The organism is Sanguibacter hominis ATCC BAA-789 (assembly GCF_012396185.1).
Taxonomy (GTDB): domain Bacteria; phylum Actinomycetota; class Actinomycetes; order Actinomycetales; family Cellulomonadaceae; genus Flavimobilis; species Flavimobilis hominis.
Window position 1 is genome coordinate 16389 of record NZ_JAAXOW010000001.1, and the last position, 19912, is coordinate 36300.

Genomic DNA, 19912 nt, shown 5'->3' on the forward strand with positions numbered 1-19912 from the left:
CTGGGCGCGGCCCTCGCCGCGCCTGGGCGCTCTCACCGTGGGCAGCGGGCGACGAGGTGCGCATGCTCGAGGCATGACCACGATCACCCCGAACATCTGGTACGCCGGCGACGCCGACGAGGCGGCCGCCGCCTACACCGCGTCCTTCCCCGACAGCCACGTCGTGGCGACCACCCGGTACCCCACCACCGGGCTCCCCGACTTCCAGGCGGACATGGCTGGCAAGGTCCTCACGATCGACGTCGTCGTCGGTGGCCTCCCGCTGACCCTCGTCAACGCCGACGCGTCCTTCCGGCCGAACCCGTCGATCTCGTTCATGGTCAACCACGACCCCTCCCGCGACCCGGACGCGCGCGACCACCTCGACGCGCTCTGGGACCGGCTCGCCGACGGAGGTCGTGTCCTGATGGAGCTCGGCGAGTACTCGCACAGCGCCCGGTACGGCTGGGTCGAGGACCGGTTCGGCGTGTCGTGGCAGCTCATCCTCACGAACCCCGAGGGCGAGCCACGCCCGTTCATCCTCCCGTCGCTCCTGTTCGGCGGCGCCGCCCAGAACCGCGCCGCCGAGGCGAACGCCTACTACCAGGACGTCCTGCCTGGCTCGCGTCCGGGGACGACCGTGACGTACCGCGAGCCGCACGGCCCCGCCGTGGCGGGCTCCGTCATGTTCAGCGACCTCGTGCTGGCAGGGACGTGGGTCGTCATGATGGACGCCGCCGCGACACAGGACCACACGTTCAGCGAGGGCGTCTCGCTCGCGGTCACCGCTGCCGACCAGGACGAGATCGACCGGCTCTGGGCGGCCCTGTCGAGCGACCCCGCAGCCGAGCAGTGCGGATGGTGCAAGGACCGGTTCGGCGTCTCGTGGCAGGTCGTCCCCGAGAACATGGGAGAGCTCATGTCCCACCCGGGCGCGTACGAGCGGCTCATGGCGATGGGGAAGATCGTCGTCGCCGAGCTGTGAGGATCAGTTGCGGACCTCGAGCCCGCCCATGATCGCGATGACGTTCACGACGAGCCGTGGCGCGTCCGGTGCGACCGGGCGGACCGTCTTGTCCTCCCAGCCGCCGAGGAGAGGCAGGCCGCGCACGGTGACGCTCCACGTCGGCGGGACCTTGATCTCGACCCCGCCCCAGAGGGTGAACACGGAGACCTCGGCAGGCTCGACGACGCCCGCGCCGCGCAGGTCGACCTCGATCCCGCCCATGACGGCGGTGAACACGCCGGAGCGGAACGCGGGCGAGGCGGTACGCGGGTTCGAGGCACCCATGATGACCAGGGACGACAGCACGTCCGGGTCGCCCTGGGGCCCACGCACCCCGCGCGTGATGAGGGCCAGACCAGCGACCAGCAGGATCAGCGGGACGACGAGCTCCCACAACGACATGCGCGGGTAGCCGAGCCGGTTGGACTGCAGGATCACCCCGACGAGGACGAGCACCGCGGGTCCGTGCCACGCACGCGGCGCCGTCACGAGCCCGAAGACGCCGACCAGGACGATCACCGTCGGCCACCACGTCCGCACGAGGTGGCCGAGGCTCACGTCCACGACGCCGGCGCGCGCGAGCAGAGCGAAAGCGGCAGCCGCGACGAGCAGGACACCGAGGGCACGTTGAGCAGAAGGTCTCACGGCTCGACCCTACCGAAGCAGGGCCGAGCCGTGGTGGACGTCGCGGCTCAGCGGAGCTGGGCGCCCAGACGCTTGCCCGCGAGCTTGACGACCCGGCCGCGAACCTCAGCGGTCTGCTCCGCCGTCAGCGTGCGGTCCGCGCCACGCAGGCGCACGGCGACGGCGACGGACTTCTTGCCCTCGCCCACCTGCGGGCCCGTGAACACGTCGAACACCCGCACCTCCTCGGCAAGCTCACCAGCGGCCTGCGCGACGACGGCACGCACGGCACCGGCGGTCACGTCCTGGTCGACGACGAACGCGAAGTCCTCCTTCGCGAGCGGGAACGTCGAGACCGGCACAGCCTGGACCGGCTCGCTCGAGGCCGCCGCCACGATCGCGTCGAGGTCGACCTCGAACGCGGCAGAGCGACGCGGCAGGTCGAGCCGCTCGAGGACCTGCGGGTGCAGCTCACCAGCCCAGCCGACGACCTCGCCCGACGCCAGCTCGAACCGCGCGCAGCGGCCCGGGTGCCACGGCATGCGCGACGTGTCGTTCGTCGTCGTGAGCTCGACACCGACCGTCCGCGCGACGAGACGGACCGCCTCGACGGCGTCCTCCCAGCCTGCGGCGCGTCCAGGGCCCCACCAGCCCGCACGCTCGCGCGCTCCGGCGAGGACGCCCGCCGCGTGGCGCGGCTGGTCCGGGACGGCAGCGCCGAGCGCCTCGAGCTCCTCGTCCGACGGGCGGCGAGCGCCAGGCAGCTGGGGCGCGACCGGCGCGCCCGGACGGGGCTGCGTGACGAGACCGATCTCGTAGACCGCCAGGTCGGTCATGCCGCGCCCGACGTTGCGGCGCGCAGTACCGAGCAACGTCGTCAGGAGGTTCGTGCGCAGCTCAGGAGCCTCGTCCGAGAGCGGGTTCGCGAGCCGGACGGCGCGGCGGCGCGCGTCGTCTGCGGCGAGCCCGAGCTCGTCGTGCTGGACCGAGCCGACGAACGGGTAGGACAACGTCTCCACGAAGCCCGCCTCCGCGAGCGCACGGGCGACCGAGCGGCGCGAGCGCTGCGCGGCCGTGAGCCCGGTGCCGGCGGGAGCCGCAGGGACGACCGACGGGATCTTGTCGTACCCGTCGATGCGCGCGACCTCCTCGACGAGGTGCTCAGGCGCCTCGATGTCAGGTCGCCACGTCGGCGGCGTCACCGCAACGGTGTCCCCGTCGCCGTCAGCGAGCTCGCAGCCGATCATCGTGAGGATCTCGGCGATGCGCTCGCGACCGTGGTCGACCCCGGTCAGGCGCAACGGCTCGGACCACGGGAACGTGATCGCCGGCGTCGTCGGGACCGCGTCGAGGTCGGAGACGGCTGGGTCGGCCGTGCCGCCGCCGTGCTCGACCAGCAGGTCGACGACGCGCTGCGCTGCCACCCCGGGCAGTCGCGGGTCGACGCCGCGCTCGAACCTCTTCGCAGCCTCCGACGGGATCTTGTGGCGTCGTGACGACCGCGCGATCGTCACGGCGTCGAAGTGCGCAGCCTCGACCAGGACGTCCGTCGTCGACTCCGACACCTCGGACACCTGACCGCCCATGACGCCTGCGAGCCCCTGGATCCGGGAGCCACGCACGCCGTCGGGCGAGTCGGTGATGAGCAGGTCGCCCGGGTCGAGCGTCCGCTCGACGTCGTCGAGCGTCGTGAAGCGCTCCCCCGCGGCAGCACGGCGGACCACGATCGGGGCGGCTACCTTCGCGAGGTCGTACGCGTGCAGCGGCTGGCCGAGGTCGAGCATGACGTAGTTCGTGACGTCGACCGCAAGCGAGATCGGCCGCATGCCCGCCTGCGTGAGGCGCTTCTTCATCCACTCGGGCGTCGGGGCGGCCGGGTCGATCCCCCGGACGATGCGCGTCACGAAGCGGTCGCACCCGACGACTCCGTGGACGGGCGCGACGTCGTCGACCTCGACGGCGAACCCGTCAGCCGTCGCGGCGGGCGTCTCACGCACGCCAGGGTCGATGAACGTCGCGCCGGTCGAGTGCGAGTACTCGCGCGCGACGCCGCGCATCGAGAAGCAGTAGCCGCGATCGGGCGTCACGTTGATCTCGAGCACGGACTCGCCGAGCCCGAGGAGCTGGACCGCGTCCGTGCCGTTCGGCTGGCCAGTGAACCCGAGCCGGTCGAGCACGATGATGCCGTCGTGATCGTCCCCGAGGCCGAGCTCGCGCTGCGAGCAGATCATGCCGTCGGACACGTGGCCGTACGTCTTGCGCGAGGCGATCGGGAACGGGCCGGGCAGGACGGCGCCCGGGAGGGCGGCGACGATGCGGTCGCCCGCCTCGAAGTTGTGCGCGCCGCAGATGATCCCGCGCGGGACCGTCGGCTGGCCGTCGTCGTCGAGCACGTTGTGCTCGCCCACGTCGACCTGGCACCAGTTGATCGTCTTGCCGTTCTTCTGCTCCTCCTTGACGAGGGAGACGACCGTGCCGACGACGAGCGGGCCGGTGACGGCAGGACCGTGCACCGCCTCCTCCTCGAGCCCGACCCGGACGAGGTCGGCGGCGAGCTGCTCCGCGGTCAGGCCGGCCGGGACCTCGACGTGCTCCGCGAGCCAGTCCAGTGCGATGTTCGGCATCAGAACCCCATTCCGAACTGCGTCGAGAAGCGGACGTCGCCCTCGATGATGTCGTGCATGTCAGTGATCCCGTGGCGGAGCATCAGGGTGCGCTCGAGGCCCATGCCGAACGCGAAGCCCGTGTACTCGTCCGGGTCAATCCCTGCGGCGCGCAGGACGTTGGGGTTGACCATGCCGCAGCCACCCCACTCGATCCAGCCCGCGCCGCCCTTCTTCTGCGGGAACCACAGGTCCATCTCCGCGGACGGCTCGGTGAACGGGAAGAAGCTCGGGCGCAGGCGCGTGCGCGCCTCGGGACCGAACATCGCGCGGGCAAACTGGTCGAGCGTGCCCTTGAGGTGCGCCATCGTCAGGCCCTTGTCGACGGCGAGGCCCTCGACCTGGTGGAAGACGGGAGTGTGCGTCGCGTCGAGCTCGTCCGTGCGGAACACCTTGCCGGGGCACGCGATGTAGATCGGGACGTCACGCGAGAGCATCGTGCGCGACTGCACGGGCGACGTGTGCGTGCGCATGACGAGGCCCGAGCCCGCGCCGTCGGCCTCAGGTCCCTCGACGAAGAACGTGTCCTGCATCTGGCGCGCCGGGTGGTCAGGGCCGAAGTTGAGCGCGTCGAAGTTGAACCACTCCGCCTCGACCTCAGGTCCCTCGGCGATCTCCCAGCCCATGGCCACGAAGAAGTCCGCGACCTGCTCCGAGATCAGCTCGAGCGGGTGACGGGCACCGGCTGCGATGCGGTCCGTCGGGAGCGTCACGTCGACAGCCTCGGTGACGAGGACCTGCGCGGCGCGCTCGGCCTCGAGCTCCTCCTGGCGCGTGGCGAGCGCCTTGGCGAGGCGGCCACGCGCCGGGCCGAGGAGCTTGCCGGCGGTCGCCTTCTCGGCGGGCTCGAGCTGGCCGATCTCACGGTTGGCGAGCGCGAGGGGGCTGCGGTCCCCGGCGTGGGCGATCCGCACCTCCTTGAGCGCCTCGAGGTCAGCAGCCGACGCGACGGCGGCGAGAGCCTCCGTCAGCGCCGCGTCGATGCCAGCGGCGTCGAGCGGGGACAGGGGCGTTTCTGGCGTGGACATCCGTGCCTTCCGGAACCGGAGCGAGTGGGATCGTCGATCATTCTACGAGGCCCGGAACCCGGATCCGCGCCCCGTCCGCACCCGCGCGCGGCCCGGCGTCGTGCGACAGGCCGCGCGGGGCGTGCGTCAGAGCGCGACGATGCGCCAGCCGACCTCGTGGCTCTCGCCCGGCTCGAGCAGCACCAGGTCCGTACGCGAGTTGAAGGCGTCGGGCGGGCACGTCATGGGCTCGACGGCGAGGCCGCTGCGGAACGCGTCGCCAGGACCCTCGGGCGTGTGCACCTGGAGCCACGGGCTGCCCGCGTCCCACTCCATCGCGACACCCGTGCCCAACGGCGAACGCACCTCGACACGACCCGTACCGCCCTCGAGGACGAGGCCCGTGTACGCGTGGTCGATGAACGTGCTGCCGACGACGCGAGGCGTACGGAAGTCGAGCGTGCCGCCGTCGTACGTCGCGACGTCCGCGAGGCCGGTCGGGACGAGACGGTCAGGTGTGACCGTGAGGACCTGCTCGGCGGGGATGAGCGCCTCCCACTCGTCCACAGGCTCGGGACCAGCGACGAGGTACGGGTGCGGGCCCGTGCCGTACGGGGCGCGGCCCGTCCCGACGTTCGTCGCGCGGACGCTCCAGCTCAGGCCGTCGCCGGACAGCGCGTAGGTCACCTCGCACCGCACCCGGAAGGGGTAGCCGGCCTGCGGGGCGATCGTGTGGCCGAGCGTCACGGACGCCTCGTCGCTCGAGACGACGATCCACTCGGCCCACGCACCGAGGCCGTGCAGCGCGTGGCCGCGCTCGGGCTCCGTCAAGGAGAGCACGTAGGTGCGTCCGTCGACGTAGTAGTGCCCGTCGACGACGCGGTTGGGCCACGGTACGAGCACCGCGCCGCGGTAGCCGGGCCGGACGTCCTCCTCGCCGAACGGCGTCACGAGGGGACGGCCGTCGTGCTCGAGGACTCGCAGGCTCGCGCCCACCGAGGCGATCACCGCACGGTAGGGGCCACTGGTCAGGATGTGTTGCGTGCCCGAGACGGGCACGGTCGCGTCGTTGCTCACGTGAACATCTAAGCGCACCAGACGCATGTCGTGCGCGGGGCCGAGGGCCCAGCAGCCGTCACCGCTGGGCGCGTGCGGAGCCGTACAGGCAGACGGTGGCGGCCGTGGCGAGGTTGAGGGACTCGGCGCGGCCGCGGATCGGCACGCGGACGACGGCGTCAGCGCGGTCACGGTCTTCGGGCCGCAGGCCCCAGGCCTCGTTGCCGAACACCCAGGCGGTCGGTGCGGCGAGGTCTGGCTGTGCTCCACCCGGGGCGCCGGCGACATCGAGCAGGTCGTCCAGGTCGTGCGGCCCGACGCCGTCAGCGGCGAGGACCGTCATGCCGAGCCCGTGCACGGTACCGAGGACGTCGTCGTACGACGCGCCTGCGACGACGGGGAGGTGGAAGAGCGAGCCGGCCGTCGAACGCACGGCCTTCGGATTGAGCACGTCGACGCTCTCCCCGGCGAGGACGACGGCGTCAGCCCCTGCCGCGTCAGCAGCGCGGATGACCGTGCCGGCGTTGCCGGGGTCGCGGACGTTGAGGAGGACCGCGACGAGGCGCGGGTTCAGGGCGGCCACGTCCTCGAGGGATGCGTGGGGACGGTCGAGGACGGCGACGATCCCCTGGGCGTCGGGGCTCATCGCGTCGAGGACCTCGTCCGAGCCGGTCCGGGGCGTGACGCCCGACTCGCGGGCGGCGTCGACGATCTCCGTGTACCGGTCAGCGGCCGTCTCCGTCAGGAACAGGTCGCGCACCAGGTCCGGCGCGTAACGCACAGCTTCGCGGACGCTCTGCGGGCCCTCGACGACGAAGCGACCGGTGCGCGAACGCACAGAACGCCCGGACAGCGCCCGGACTGACCGCACCCGCTCGGAACGGGGGTTGATCAGCTCGGGCATGTCCGGGCGTCCTGAGGCTGCGAAGCGCGCGACGTCGTGGAGACGTACGGCTCAGGCAGCAGCCTTGGGGGCGTTGACGTCGGCCGGGAGGGCCTCCTTCGCGACCTTGACCAGCGTGTTGAACGCGTTGGCGTCCGTCACGGCGAGGTCAGCGAGGACGCGACGGTCAACCTCGACACCAGCGGCCTTGAGGCCCTGGATGAAGCGGTTGTAGGTCATGCCCTCGGCGCGGACCGCGGCGTTGATGCGCTGGATCCACAGCTTGCGGAAGTCTCCCTTGCGCGCCTTGCGGTCGCGGTAGGAGTAGACCATCGAGTGAGTGACCTGCTCCTTCGCCTTGCGGTACAGGCGAGAGCGCTGGCCGCGGTAACCGCTGGCCCGCTCGAGGGTTGAACGACGCTTCTTGTGGGCGTTGACTGCCCGCTTCACGCGTGCCACGTGATGCTCCTTGGTTCTCGGGGCTCACAAGCTCCTTCAGGGCGCAGGACGCGCCCCGAGGGTCACTTGCCGAGCAGCTTCTTGATCTTGGGGGTGTCGGCGGCCGAGACGACCTGGTCGGCGCTCAGGCGGCGCGTACGACGGCTCGACTTGTGCTCGAGCAGGTGGCGCTTGTTGGCCTGCTCGCGCATGACCTTCCCGGAACCGGTGATGCGGAACCGCTTCTTGGCACCGGAGTGCGTCTTGTTCTTCGGCATGGCTGCCGTGTCTCCTCAGGGTCGGTCGTGCGCCGGCTGGCGTACGACAGTGTCGGTCGGGACCTCACGTGCAGGTCCCGCTCGGTGTGCAGGTCTCGTCACTCGCTCTTCGGCGCAGGCTTCGGGGCGGGCTTCGGTGCGGGCCGGGCAGGCTTGGCAGCCGCCGGCTTCGGGACTGAAGGCTTGGGCGTCGCCGCCGGCTTGGGGCTCGCGGCAGCGGGCTTCGGCGCGGCAGCAGGCTTCGCGGTCGCGGGCTTGGCAGCAACCTTCGCCGGCGCGGCCTCGACGGGTGCAGCAGTCTCGACCGGAGCAGCAGCCGCGACGGGCGCGGGCGCCTCGACGGGGGCCTCGGGCGCAGCAGCCTCCACGGGGGCGGACGCCTCGGCTGCCGAGTCGACCTCGGCCTCGGGACGCGGCGCACGACGAGTCTCCTCGCGCTTGCGACGCTGCTCGCTCTTGGCCTCGGCCTTCTTCTTGACCGGGCCGAGCACCATGGTCATGTTACGGCCGTCCTGCTTGGGCATGCTCTCGACGAAGCCAAGCTCGGCGACGTCCTCCGCGAGACGCTGCAGCAGACGGACGCCCATCTCAGGGCGCGACTGCTCACGGCCGCGGAACATGATCATGACCTTGACCTTGTCGCCTGCCGACAGGAAGCGCTCGACGTGGCCCTTCTTCGTGCCGTAGTCGTGCGGGTCGATCTTCAGGCGGAAGCGGATCTCCTTGAGGACCGTGTTGGCCTGGTTGCGCCGGGCCTCACGCGCCTTCATGTCTGCCTCGTACTTGAACTTGCCGAAGTCCATGAGCTTGCAGACCGGAGGACGCGCGTCAGGCGCGACCTCGACGAGGTCGAGGTCCGCCTCCTGCGCAAGGCGCAGCGCGTCCTCCACGCGGACGATGCCGACCTGCTCCCCGTTGGGGCCGACAAGCCGGACCTCGGGGACGCGGATCCGATCGTTGATGCGGGGCTCGCTGATGGAAGTCTCCTCAGAACTCGGTGGTGTGCACAGAGACGAAGAAGGCCTCCGTCCCTGCGAGCAGGAGGAGGCCATCACATCCATCCCATGGGCACGATGCGCCCACGAGCGAGCGGACGCGTTGAAGCGCCTGCTCTGGACCGGGACCCGGTCCCTGTCGGCTGCAGGCAGCTCGGGCGGGACCTAGGTGGGATGTTCTCCACTTGCTCTCGGCGCATGCGTGAGCACACACCGATCAGTCAGGGGTCAACGCTACCACACGCACATCCCGGCTCCGGCACAGACAGAAGTGAAGAGTTCCGTTACTTGAACGATTCCAGATAGCATGCTTGACTGCAGGTCATGAGCACCCCGACCCATGCGAGCGACGACGTCGCAGCCCAGCTGCGTTCGGCCGGGCTGCGCGTGACCGCGCCCCGCATCGCGGTCCTCGAGTGCCTGCGCGCCACCCCGCACGCCGACGCCGACACCGTCCTGACACGAGTGCGCGCACGGCTCGGCACGGTCTCCGTGCAGGCCGTCTACGACGTCCTGCACGCGCTCACCGAGCGCGGCATCGTCCAGCGCATCGAACCGGCCGGCCATCCGGCACGCTTCGAGGTCCGGGTGGGCGACAACCACCATCACGTCGTCTGCCGCTCGTGCGGAGCCGTGGGCGACGTCGACTGCGCGACAGGACATGCACCGTGCCTCGTCCCGTCCTCGACCCACGGCTTCGCCATCGACACCGCCGAGGTCATCTACTGGGGCACCTGCCCCGACTGCCGCGCTGCCGGCACCACGACAGCCTGACCAGCCACAGCCTCCGGTGAGCACGCTCGCCGACGACGCCCCCACGGCACACCACACGAGCCCGCACGGGCAGAAGGAGACACCAGTGACCGACCCCAGCTTCACGACCAGCCAGACCGGCGCACCCATCCCCTCGGACCAGCACTCCCTCACGACCGGCCCCGACGGCATCACCGCGCTGCACGACCGCTTCCTGGTCGAGAAGCTCGCCTCCTTCAACCGCGAGCGTGTGCCGGAGCGCAACCCGCACGCCAAGGGCGGCGGGGCCTTCGGCCGGTTCGTCGTGACCGACGACGTCTCGCGGTTCACGAAGGCCGCCGTCTTCCAGCCCGGATCGGAGGTCGAGACGCTCCTGCGCTTCTCGTCCGTCGCCGGCGAGCAGGGCTCCCCCGACACGTGGCGCGACGTCCGCGGCTTCGCGCTGCGCTTCTACACGACCGAGGGCAACTACGACATCGTCGGCAACAACACCCCGGTGTTCTTCATCCGTGACGCGATCAAGTTCCCCGACTTCATCCACTCGCAGAAGCGCACCGGCGCCTCCGGCCTGCGAGACGCCGACATGCAGTGGGACTTCTGGACGCTCTCCCCCGAGTCCGCCCACCAGGTCACCTACCTCATGGGCTCCCGCGGCCTGCCGCGCTCGTGGCGCCACATGAACGGCTACGGCTCGCACACGTTCTCGTGGGTCAACGGCGAGGGCGAGCAGTTCTGGGTCAAGTACCACTTCAAGTCCCGCCAGGGCGTCGAGGCCATGTCCGCCGACGAGGCCCAGCACCTCGCCGGGTCCGACGCCGACTACTACCGCCGCGACCTCTTCGACGCCATCGCGCGCGAGGAGCACCCCGTGTGGGACCTCTTCGTCCAGGTCATGCCGTACGAGGAGGGCAAGACCTACCGCTTCAACCCGTTCGACATCACCAAGACCTGGTCGCACGCGGACTACCCGCTCCTCAAGGTCGGCGAGCTCACCCTCGACCGTAACCCGCAGAACTTCTTCGCGGAGATCGAGCAGGCGGCGTTCTCGCCGTCGAACCTCGTGCCGGGCATCGGCATCTCGCCCGACAAGATGCTCATGGGCCGCGTGTTCGCCTACCCGGACGCGCAGCGCTACCGGATCGGTGCGAACTACAACCAGCTCCCGGTGAACATGCCGCACGCCGCCGAGGTGCGCAACTACCAGCACGAGGGCCAGATGCGCTACCACTACGCGCCTGCCACGATGCCGGTCCACGCGACCAACTCGACGGGCGGCCCGGCTGCCGACGGCGCACGGGCCGGCGAGGTCTCGTGGGAGACGGACGGCGCGCTCGTCCGCGCGGCCCAGACGCTGCGCTCGGACGACTCCGACTTCGGTCAGGCCGGAACCCTCTACCGCGACGTGTTCGACGACGCCCAGAAGGCGGCCTTCCTCGAGACCCTCACGGGCCAGGGCGCCGGGATCACGGTGCCCGAGATCCGTGAGCGCTTCTTCTGGTACTGGGGCCAGGTCGACGCCGGCCTCGGCGAGCAGCTGCGGGCGGCGCTGAACGCCTGACGCCGTCACGCCGCGCCGGGGACCCGGTCGCGGAGACGCAGCCCCGCACGCTCGTCGCGTGCGGGGCTGCGTCGTCTCGCCGTGCGTCGTCCCCCTCCCGGTGGGCGACAATGAGCGCATGACGAACCCCTCTCCCCAGGCCAGCCCGAGCGACGACGCCGCGCAGGCCACCCGAGACATCGCCGACGTCGCGGCCGTCGAGGTCATCACGACCGCCGCCGTCCACCTCATGAGCGCGGCCGCCGTCAAGTGCGGCCTCGCCGAGGGCGAGGAGGACCTCACGGACCTCGACGAGGCACGCAAGCTCATCACCGCGCTCGCCGGGCTCGTCGTCACGTCGGCACCCGACATCGGCAACCAGCACGCCCGCTCCCTGCGCGACGGGCTGCGCTCGCTGCAGCTCGCGTTCCGCGAGGCGAGCGCGATCCCGGACGCACCGGGCGAGGGCCCGGGCGAGAAGCTCACCGGTCCCGTCTCCTGAGAACGGTCCCCCGAGCAGGACGAAGGCCGCGCCCCTCACAGGCGCGGCCTTCGTCGTACGTCAGGCGTCAGGCCCTGCCGATACGCAGCTCGAGCGAGTCGACCCGCTCGCTGATCACGCTGCTCGCAGCGAGGGCGCGGTTGACCCAGGCGAGCACCTGGTCGAGGCCCGCACGGTCGAGACCGCCATCGATGCCGAGCGCGACGGCGACCTCCGCCGTACGCCCGGGCACGGCGTCGGCCCGGACCACGTGCTGCGCCGGGAGCGCGGCGTCGCGCACCGCGGCACGCACCGCCTCGTCGACGACGCCGTCGCGCACCGCGGGCTCCCACGTACGCCCCTGCGCGAGCGCCCACACGGCAGGGCGCGGCACGAGCACCGTCGTCGGGCCTCCTGGGTCGAGCACGACGAGGGCCCAGCCTTCCTGCACTGCCGAGAGCGCCGCGCGCGTCGCGTACGACGGCACCGGACGGGCGTCGGCACGCCAACGCGTCATCGCCTCGACCGAGGAGAACACGGGCAGCGCCTTGCGCCCGTCGGGAGCCTCGAGCGCGACGACCCCTGCGCTCGCCTCCTTGTCGACTTCCTGGCCGTGCTCGCCACGACCCGCGACGTCGAGCTCAGCGATGATCGGCACGAGCACCCGCGCGGACGCGAGCGCCCCGACCACACGTTCGAGATCGGCGGTGCGTCCGCCGGACGCGTATGCCTCGAGGGCCGCGGCGAGAGCCGGCTCGCACGACCCGTCGTCGCCCGCGAAGGGGTTCGACCTCAGGTCACGACCGGACCACGGCGTCCCCGCCGAGTCCGCCGGGACACCGTGATCGTGCCCGTCGTGAGCGCCGTGCGTCACGGCCGACCAGCGACGTCGAGCGCCTCGGGCAACGTGAACGCGCCTGCGTAGAGAGCCTTGCCGACGATCGCGGAGTCGACGCCCTGCGGGACCAGCGCACGCAGGGCGCGCAGGTCGTCGAGGCTCGAGATGCCACCCGACGCGACGACGGGAGCCTTCGCACGCTGAGCGACCTCGGCGAGCAGCTCGACGTTCGGGCCGCGCAGAGTGCCGTCCTTCGTCACGTCGGTCACGACATAGCGCGAGCAGCCAGCGGCCTCGAGGCGGCCGAGGACCTCCCAGAGGTCACCGCCATCCTCGGTCCATCCGCGTGCCGCGAGAGTCGTCCCGCGCACGTCGAGCCCCACAGCGACGACGTCGCCGTGCTCCGCGATGACCTTCGCGGTCCACTCAGGGTTCTCGAGGGCAGCGGTCCCGAGGTTGACGCGCGCGCAGCCCGTCGCGAGCGCACGGGCGAGCGACTCGTCGTCGCGGATGCCGCCCGAGAGCTCGACCTTGACGTCGAGACGGCCGACGACCTCGGCGAGGAGCTCCGCGTTCGAGCCACGCCCGAACGCCGCGTCCAGGTCGACTAGGTGGATCCACTCCGCGCCGCCCGCCTGCCAGTCGAGCGCCGCGCCGAGCGGGTCGCCGTACGAGGTCTCCGAACCTGCTTCGCCCTGGACGAGGCGCACAGCCTGCCCGTCGGCGACGTCGACGGCAGGGAGCAGCACGAGACGGTCGGTCATGGGGTTCATCTCCAGGGGGTTCGGGCTCGGCGACAGCCGAGACGGAGGGCTGTCCCGCGCGTCAGCGCAGGGACGAGAGCCAGTTGGTGAGGAGCTGGGCGCCGGCGTCGCCGGACTTCTCCGGGTGGAACTGCGTCGCGGCGAGGGGGCCGTTCTCGACGGCAGCCACGAAAGGACCGCCGTGGTCTGCCCAGGTGACGAGCGGTGGGCGGAACCGGCCGTCGGCCGGCTCGTCCTGACCGAGCGTGAACGTCTGCGCGGCGTACGAGTGCACGAAGTAGAAGCGCTCGTCCTCGATGCCCGCGAAGAGAGCCGTACCCTCAGGAGCCTCGACGGTCGCCCAGCCCATGTGCGGAACCACCGGGGCGTGCAGGCGGTCGACGACACCGGGCCACTCCCCCAGGCCTTCGGTGTGCACGCCGTGCTCGTCGCCCGCCTCGAACATGACCTGCATGCCGACGCAGATGCCGAGCACGGGACGGCCACCGGCGAGGCGCCGACCGACGATCTGGTCGCCGCGAACCGCGCGCAGCCCCTCCATCACCGCGGCGAACGCACCGACACCGGGCACGACGAGACCGTCGGCAGACTCGGCGGCCGCACGGTCGTTCGTGAGCTCGACCTCGGCGCCCACGCGCTCGAGCGCGCGCACGGCCGAGCGGACGTTCCCGAAGCCGTAGTCGAGGACGACGACGGACGGCGCGCTCATGACTTCTTCCTCGCCTTGCGTGCGAGAGACGTGAGCAGCCGCGCAGCCTTGAGGCGCGAGTACTGGCCCGCCTGCAGGACACCCTTGACGTCGGCGAGCGTGTGCGTGCCGAGGAGCAGCCCCTCGAGGTCGTCAGGGGCGCCGTCGAGCAACAGGCCCGCAGGGACGTCGTCCCCGCGCTCGCCGTCGAGCCAGCGCGTCGCGGTGATCTGGTTCTCCCGGCGCTCGACGAGGATCGCCGGGACACCGCTGATCAGCTGCGAGATGCCGGCAGCGACCTGAGCGGGGCCGTCACCGTCGAGGTCCCGGCAGACCGCGACCGCGCCGACACCCTGTGCGAAGAACACGTCGACCTCGAGCTTCGCGACGGCGCACACTGCCGCGAGCGGGTCCGCACCGGCGACCTGGGTCAGGACGAGCGCGACGGTCGGCTTCGACGTGGTCTCACCGAACATGCTCAAACCCGACAGGTCGTCCGGGATCTCGAACGACACGTCGTCGGGCAGCTCGTCTGCGGCGCCCGGGACCGCGCCGGACGTCACAGCGCGCCCTTGGTCGACGGCACGCCGTCGACACGCGGGTCGAGCGCGACCGCGGCGCGTAGAGCCCGCGCGAGCGCCTTGAACTGCGCCTCGACGATGTGGTGCGGGTCGCGGCCCGAGAGCACCGTCACGTGCAGGCAGATGTTCGCGTGGTGCGCGATCGACTCGAGCACGTGCCGCGTGAGCGAGCCCGTGAAGTGGCCGCCGATCAGGTGGTACTCCTGGCCCGCGGGCTCGCCGTCGTGCACGAGGTACGGGCGGCCGGAGACGTCGACGACGGCACGCGCGAGCGCCTCGTCGAGCGGGACGTGCGCGTCCCCGAAGCGCGCGATGCCCCGCTTGTCACCGAGGGCGACCTTGAGCGCCTCGCCGAGGCAGATCGCGACGTCCTCGACCGTGTGGTGCGCGTCGATGTGCGTGTCACCGGTCGCCTTGATGGTCAGGTCGATCAGCGAGTGCTTGCCCAGGGCCGTGAGCATGTGGTCGTAGAACGGCACCGTCGTCGAGATGTCCGTGCGACCGGTCCCGTCGAGGTCGATCTCGACGAGCACCGACGACTCGGACGTCGCTCGCTCGATGCGTGCCGTCCTGCTGCTGCGGGTCACAGTCCTGCTACCTCCACCAGGGCGTCCTTGAACGCCACCATCTCCTCGCGCGTGCCGATGGACACGCGCAGCCAGCCCTCGGGACCAGTCTCCCTGATGAGCACACCCCGATCCAGCAGACCCTGCCAGATGGCGTGGCGGTCGGCGAACCGGCCGAACAGCACGAAGTTCGAGTCCGAGTCAGCGACGTCGAGCGGGCGACCCTCGTGGGTCTGCGCGCGCAGCCACGCGACCGTGCGGTCGCGCTCGGCACGCAGCTCAGCAACCTGACCGAGCAGCTCGTCCGCGTGCGACAGCGCGGCGCGGGCAGTCGCCTGGGTGACCGCCGACAGGTGGTACGGCAGGCGCACGACGCGCAACGCGTCGACGATCTCCTGGCGGGCCGCGAGGTATCCGAGCCGCGCGCCCGCGAGCGCGAACGCCTTGGACATCGTGCGGCTCACGACGAGGTTCGGGAAGCGGTCGAGCAGCTCGAGCGCCGACGGGACGCCCTCGCGGCGGAACTCGCCGTACGCCTCGTCGACGACGACGATGCCGGGCGCGCCGTCGACGTCGACCTCGAGCGCCGCCTCGCACACCGCCACGATCGTGTCGACGGACAACGCGGTCCCGGTCGGGTTGTTCGGGCTCGTGAGGATCGTCACGGAGGGCTGGTGCTCAGCGACGACAGCGGTCGCGTGCGCCGGGTCGAGAGTGAAGTCCGCCTCACGACGGCCCACCACGTACGCGGAGTGCGTGTCGCGCGCGTACTCGGGGTACATCGAATACGTGGGCGCGAAGGACACGACCGTGCGCCCGGGCCCCGCGAACGCCTGCAAGAGGTGGAGCATGACCTCGTTCGAGCCGTTCGCAGCCCAGACCTGCTCGGCCGCGACGCGCACGCCGCTCTCGCGCGCGAGATAGTCGGCCAGGTCGCCGCGCAGGTCGAGGAAGTCACGGTCCGGATAGCGGTTGAGCCCGGCGGCGGCGTCCGCGACGGCGCTCGCGATCGACGCGACGACGCGCGGACTCGGCCCGTACGGGTTCTCGTTGACGTTGAGCAGGACGGGGACGTCGAGCTGCGGGGCGCCGTACGGCTCGATGCCCGCGAGCTCGGGGCGCACGGGCAGGCGCAGCGCGCGGGGGACGTCAGTGTTGCGAGGGTTGGCCACGACGCAACTCTAGGAGTTCACCCTGACAGCCGTCCGCGCATTTCACGAGATGGTCGGCGTGCGCCTCGTGGCGCCGACGGCGTCGCGCCGTACCCGGTAGTGCACGAAGACCACCCCGGAGCCGAACGTGCGCGTCTCGACGAGCTCGAGGTCGACCCGGCGTCCGTGCAGCGCGAAGAACGGGGTCCCCCCGCCGACGAGGACGGGGAACACGCGCACGAGATACTCATCGATCAGATCGAGGTCGGCAGCCTGGGCAGCGAGCTCTGCACCACCGATCGCGATGTCCCCCTCCCCTTCCTCTGCGCGCAGCCGGGCGATCTCGTCGGCGAGACTGCCGGTCGCGAGACGCGCGCTCGGGACGACGCCGGTGAGGGTGCGCGAGAACACGACCTTCGGCAAGGCGTTCCACAGGTCCGTCCACTCGCGCTCCTGCGGGTCGAGGGACGGGTCGTCGGCGACGTCCTCCCAGTAGAGCATCGTCTCGTAGAGACGGCGCCCGAGGAGGTGGACGCCGACGTCCTTGACCTCGTCGATGGACATCTGGAAGAGCGCGGGCTCCGGGACCGTCCACTGGAAGTCACCGTCGGGCCCGACGATGAACCCGTCGAGGGACATGCCCATCGAGTACGTGACCTTGCGCACGTGCGACCTCCTCGCTCCGCGCGCCGGTACGGACGACGCGCCCTCGTTCCCCAGCGTCGCGGCACAGGCGTGTCCTGACCAGGGCACCATCGCCCCGACGGTCGCTCCACACCATCTGAGCACCTGCCGGCGATGTCCGTCCCGGTCCGTAGTCTGGAGACCATGACGATCGAGGACCAGCCCGAGCCGCGCGACGAGGCTCCCGACGCCGCGCTGCACCACGGCGACGCCGCTCCCGCTGGCGAGCCGCGCGAGCGGCGCGGCACCCCGGGCCGCTGGGGCGCGGAGCCAGACTGGTCGAAGCTCGAGGGCGTGCCGCGCCGCCACGTCGAGGTCACCGGTCCGCAGTGGGGTGCGTCGTCGCTCGACGCGCGCACCCTCGTCGACCGGCCGGGCGCCGAGCCGGCTCTCGACCTCGGCCCGCTCGGAGCGCCCCCGACGCGCCCTGTCACGCCCCCCGCACCCTCGCCTGCCGCGCAGGTGCCAGCACGGGCGTCGACCCCCCAGGCTTCCCCTTCGCCCTCGGTGGAGAGCGGGCCCGCCCCGGTCGCTGCTCCGGCTCCCGCAACGGACCCCGAGCCTGCCTGGTCGACGGCCTGGGACGAGGACGTGCCGCTCGCCGAGCCGCCCGCCGACTGGGACGAGCCGGTCTGGCTCCCCGAGGACGGCGACGCGACCGCCACAGCCACGGGCTCGCCCTACGGCCGAGCACCTCGGCGACCACGACCCACGAGAGCTGATCGTCCTGAGATCGTCCCCGTGACGACCGAAGGACTCGACGGGCGCGAGGCGGCCGAGGCGGTCCTGCGTCGCCTCGTCGGTCGCGAGGACGCACGGCTGCGGGACGACCAGTGGCGCGCGATCGACGCGATCGTGTCCCACCAGCGCCGCGTGCTCGTCGTCCAGCGCACGGGCTGGGGAAAGTCCGCCGTGTACTTCGTCGCGACCTCGCTCCTGCGGGAGCGAGGCGAGGGACCGACCGTCATCGTCTCGCCGCTCCTCGCACTCATGCGCGACCAGATCGCGGCCGCCAGCCGCGCCGGGGTGCGCGCCGTGACGATCAACTCGTCGAACGTCACCGAGTGGGACGACATCCAGGACCGCATCGCCTCGGGCGACGTCGACGTCCTGCTGTGCTCCCCCGAGCGGCTCAACAACCCCGACTTCCGCGACTCGGTGCTGCCGCGCCTCGCCGCGACCGCGGGCCTCGTCGTGGTCGACGAGGCGCACTGCATCTCCGACTGGGGGCACGACTTCCGCCCCGACTACCGCCGGATCCGCGACCTCGTCGCCGACCTGCCGGCGGGCATCCCCGTGCTCGCGACGACCGCGACCGCGAACGAGCGCGTGACGCTCGACGTCGCGGAGCAGCTCGCGGTGCACCGTGACGCCGACGGGCACGTCGCGACCGCCGACGGCGTCCGCCCGGGCGACGAGGTGCTCGTCCTGCGTGGTGGCCTCGACCGCGAGTCGCTCCACCTCGCGGTCCTGCCCGTGACCGACCAGCCCACGCGCATCGCGTGGCTCGTCGAGGCGCTGCCGCGACTGACCGGCTCCGGCATCGTCTACTGCCTCACGGTCGCCGCCGCCGAGCAGGTCGCCGAGCAGCTGCGCACCGCGGGCATCGAGGTCCGCGCCTACACGGGGCGCACCGACACCGCTGAGCGCGAGGCGCTCGAGGCCGACCTCAAGGAGAACCGCGTCAAGGCCCTCGTCGCGACATCGGCGCTCGGTATGGGCTTCGACAAGCCGGACCTCGGCTTCGTCGTCCACCTCGGGGCCCCGAGCTCGCCGATCGCGTACTACCAGCAGGTCGGCCGCGCCGGCCGCGGCGTCGACCGCGCGACCGTCGTCCTCGTCCCCGGCGAGGAGGACCAGCGCATCTGGGACTACTTCGGGTCGCTCGCCTTCCCCGCCGAGGGGCAGGTGCGGGCCGTGCTGCGCGCGCTCTCCGAGAACGGCACGATGTCGCTCCCCGCCCTCGAGACGCGCGTCGACCTCAAGCGGTCGCGGCTCGAGATGATGCTCAAGGTCCTCGACGTCGACGGCGTCGTCCGACGCGTCCGCGGCGGCTGGGAGGTCACCGGCGAGCCGTGGACGTACGAGGGTGAACGGTACGAGCGGGTCGAGCGCGCACGTCGCACCGAGCAGGAGGCGATGCTCGCCTACCAGTCGACCGGCGGCTGCCGCATGGCGTTCCTGCGGCACCAGCTCGACGACCCCGAGCTCGTCGAAGGGTGGCGGTGCGGGCGCTGCGACCGCTGCTCGACGCTCGACCTGCCGGCCGCGCCCGACCCGTCGCTCGTGCGCCAGGCGCGCGCCGCGATGGACCGGCCCGGCATCGAGATCAGCACCCGCCGGCAGTGGCCGTCGGGGATGGCAGCGCTCGGCGTCGACCTCTCGGGGAGGCTCTCCCCCGAGGAGGTCGCCGAACCCGGCCGTGCGGTCGCACGGCTCGACGGGCTGGGCTGGTCCGCGCCGCTGCGCGAGCTCTTCGCGCGTGCCACGCCCGACGGCGAGGTGCCGACCCCGCTGCGCACCGCCGCCGCGCGGGTGCTCGACGACTGGGCGGACGCTCAGCGGGTCGACGGGATCGTGTGGATCGCGTCCGCGACCCGGCCGGTCCTCGTAAGCCACCTCGCGCACGGGCTCGGCCGCTACCTCGACAAGCCGGTCGTCGGCTCGGTCGAGCCAGCCCCTGGGGTCCCGGCAGGCAGACGGGACGTCAACTCTGCGATCCGCCTCGCGGGCGTCGCGCAACGCCTGCGGCCCGCGCTCTCGGAGGCCGCTGCCGCGGGGCTTCCCGGGCGGAGCGTGCTGCTCGTCGACGACCTGACCGACTCGGGGTGGACCCTCACGGTAGCCGCCCGGATGCTGCGCCAGGCGGGCGCCGCTCGCGTGCTGCCGTTCGTCCTCGCCCAGGCCTGACCATGTCCCGTCCCACTCCCCAGGAGACCT

Annotated in this window: 20 protein-coding genes; 5 read left to right on the top strand and 15 right to left on the bottom strand. The window is 71.8% G+C overall.

Annotation, left to right across the window (positions count from 1 at the left end; all coding sequences use genetic code 11):
• The first annotated feature begins 73 nt into the window (after positions 1-73).
• Positions 74-964: a VOC family protein gene (locus HF995_RS00090; protein ID WP_168445819.1), complete on the top strand. Its 891-nt coding sequence runs from the start codon at positions 74-76 to the stop codon at positions 962-964.
• A gap of 3 nt (positions 965-967) precedes the next feature.
• Here HF995_RS00090 and HF995_RS00095 read toward each other — a convergent pair whose 3' ends face one another.
• The 8 genes from HF995_RS00095 to infC all read right to left on the bottom strand — a co-directional run bounded on the left by HF995_RS00095 (position 968) and on the right by infC (position 8986).
• Complete coding sequence (locus tag HF995_RS00095; protein WP_168445820.1) at positions 968-1630, bottom strand: LiaF transmembrane domain-containing protein; 663 nt, start codon at positions 1628-1630, stop codon at positions 968-970.
• Positions 1631-1677: 47 nt separating this feature from the next.
• Positions 1678-4233: a phenylalanine--tRNA ligase subunit beta gene (gene pheT / locus HF995_RS00100; protein WP_168445821.1), complete on the bottom strand. Its 2556-nt coding sequence runs from the start codon at positions 4231-4233 to the stop codon at positions 1678-1680.
• Positions 4233-5300 carry a phenylalanine--tRNA ligase subunit alpha gene (pheS, locus tag HF995_RS00105; protein WP_168445822.1) on the bottom strand — a complete coding sequence of 356 codons (1068 nt, stop codon included), beginning with the start codon at positions 5298-5300 and terminating at the stop codon, positions 4233-4235. Before pheS ends, pheT begins: the two co-directional genes overlap by 1 nt.
• A gap of 126 nt (positions 5301-5426) precedes the next feature.
• Positions 5427-6356 (bottom strand): aldose 1-epimerase family protein, encoded by a 930-nt coding sequence (locus HF995_RS00110; RefSeq protein WP_350308667.1) that lies wholly within the window; start codon positions 6354-6356, stop codon positions 5427-5429.
• Between the two features lie 58 nt (positions 6357-6414).
• Positions 6415-7239, bottom strand: coding sequence for a TrmH family RNA methyltransferase (locus HF995_RS00115; RefSeq protein ID WP_168445824.1), 825 nt, complete (start codon positions 7237-7239; stop codon positions 6415-6417).
• 51 nt (positions 7240-7290) lie between these two features.
• Positions 7291-7677, bottom strand: coding sequence for a 50S ribosomal protein L20 (gene rplT, locus HF995_RS00120; RefSeq protein ID WP_168445825.1), 387 nt, complete (start codon positions 7675-7677; stop codon positions 7291-7293).
• A gap of 62 nt (positions 7678-7739) precedes the next feature.
• Positions 7740-7934 carry a 50S ribosomal protein L35 gene (rpmI, locus tag HF995_RS00125; RefSeq protein ID WP_093375536.1) on the bottom strand — a complete coding sequence of 65 codons (195 nt, stop codon included), beginning with the start codon at positions 7932-7934 and terminating at the stop codon, positions 7740-7742.
• Positions 7935-8032: 98 nt separating this feature from the next.
• Positions 8033-8986 carry a translation initiation factor IF-3 gene (gene infC, locus HF995_RS00130; RefSeq protein ID WP_168445826.1) on the bottom strand — a complete coding sequence of 318 codons (954 nt, stop codon included), beginning with the start codon at positions 8984-8986 and terminating at the stop codon, positions 8033-8035.
• A gap of 267 nt (positions 8987-9253) precedes the next feature.
• On the opposite strand from infC, the gene HF995_RS00135 reads away from it, so the two are divergent.
• From HF995_RS00135 to HF995_RS00145, 3 genes are all read left to right on the top strand, one after another.
• Complete coding sequence (locus HF995_RS00135; RefSeq protein WP_168445827.1) at positions 9254-9703, top strand: Fur family transcriptional regulator; 450 nt, start codon at positions 9254-9256, stop codon at positions 9701-9703.
• An 85-nt stretch (positions 9704-9788) separates the two neighbouring features.
• The gene (locus HF995_RS00140; RefSeq protein ID WP_168445828.1) at positions 9789-11240 is read left to right on the top strand and encodes a catalase; all 1452 of its coding nucleotides are present in this window, start codon (positions 9789-9791) and stop codon (positions 11238-11240) included.
• 118 nt (positions 11241-11358) lie between these two features.
• Positions 11359-11721 carry a DUF1844 domain-containing protein gene (locus HF995_RS00145; RefSeq protein ID WP_168445829.1) on the top strand — a complete coding sequence of 121 codons (363 nt, stop codon included), beginning with the start codon at positions 11359-11361 and terminating at the stop codon, positions 11719-11721.
• Positions 11722-11788: 67 nt separating this feature from the next.
• On the opposite strand, the gene HF995_RS00150 is transcribed toward HF995_RS00145, so the two are convergent.
• From HF995_RS00150 to HF995_RS00180, 7 genes are all read right to left on the bottom strand, one after another.
• Positions 11789-12574, bottom strand: a complete 786-nt coding sequence (locus tag HF995_RS00150) for an SseB family protein (protein WP_168445830.1) — start codon at positions 12572-12574, stop codon at positions 11789-11791.
• Entirely contained in the window at positions 12571-13302 is a 732-nt protein-coding gene (gene priA, locus HF995_RS00155; protein WP_168445831.1) for a bifunctional 1-(5-phosphoribosyl)-5-((5-phosphoribosylamino)methylideneamino)imidazole-4-carboxamide isomerase/phosphoribosylanthranilate isomerase PriA, read from the bottom strand. The genes HF995_RS00150 and priA overlap by 4 nt, the downstream gene beginning before the upstream one ends.
• Before the next feature lie 61 nt (positions 13303-13363).
• Positions 13364-14011 carry an imidazole glycerol phosphate synthase subunit HisH gene (gene hisH / locus HF995_RS00160; RefSeq protein WP_168445832.1) on the bottom strand — a complete coding sequence of 216 codons (648 nt, stop codon included), beginning with the start codon at positions 14009-14011 and terminating at the stop codon, positions 13364-13366.
• On the bottom strand, positions 14008-14553 hold the full coding sequence (locus tag HF995_RS00165; protein ID WP_168445833.1) for a hypothetical protein: 546 nt from the start codon (positions 14551-14553) through the stop codon (positions 14008-14010). The genes hisH and HF995_RS00165 overlap by 4 nt, the downstream gene beginning before the upstream one ends.
• On the bottom strand, positions 14550-15158 hold the full coding sequence (hisB, locus tag HF995_RS00170; protein ID WP_168445834.1) for an imidazoleglycerol-phosphate dehydratase HisB: 609 nt from the start codon (positions 15156-15158) through the stop codon (positions 14550-14552). Before hisB ends, HF995_RS00165 begins: the two co-directional genes overlap by 4 nt.
• Positions 15155-16309 carry a histidinol-phosphate transaminase gene (locus tag HF995_RS00175; RefSeq protein ID WP_168445835.1) on the bottom strand — a complete coding sequence of 385 codons (1155 nt, stop codon included), beginning with the start codon at positions 16307-16309 and terminating at the stop codon, positions 15155-15157. Before HF995_RS00175 ends, hisB begins: the two co-directional genes overlap by 4 nt.
• 42 nt (positions 16310-16351) lie before the next feature.
• Positions 16352-16954 carry a dihydrofolate reductase family protein gene (locus tag HF995_RS00180; RefSeq protein ID WP_168445836.1) on the bottom strand — a complete coding sequence of 201 codons (603 nt, stop codon included), beginning with the start codon at positions 16952-16954 and terminating at the stop codon, positions 16352-16354.
• Positions 16955-17116: 162 nt separating this feature from the next.
• Here HF995_RS00180 and HF995_RS00185 point away from each other — a divergent pair, with 162 nt between their 5' ends.
• Positions 17117-19882 (top strand): DEAD/DEAH box helicase, encoded by a 2766-nt coding sequence (locus tag HF995_RS00185; RefSeq protein WP_168445837.1) that lies wholly within the window; start codon positions 17117-17119, stop codon positions 19880-19882.
• Positions 19883-19912 lie beyond the last annotated feature (30 nt).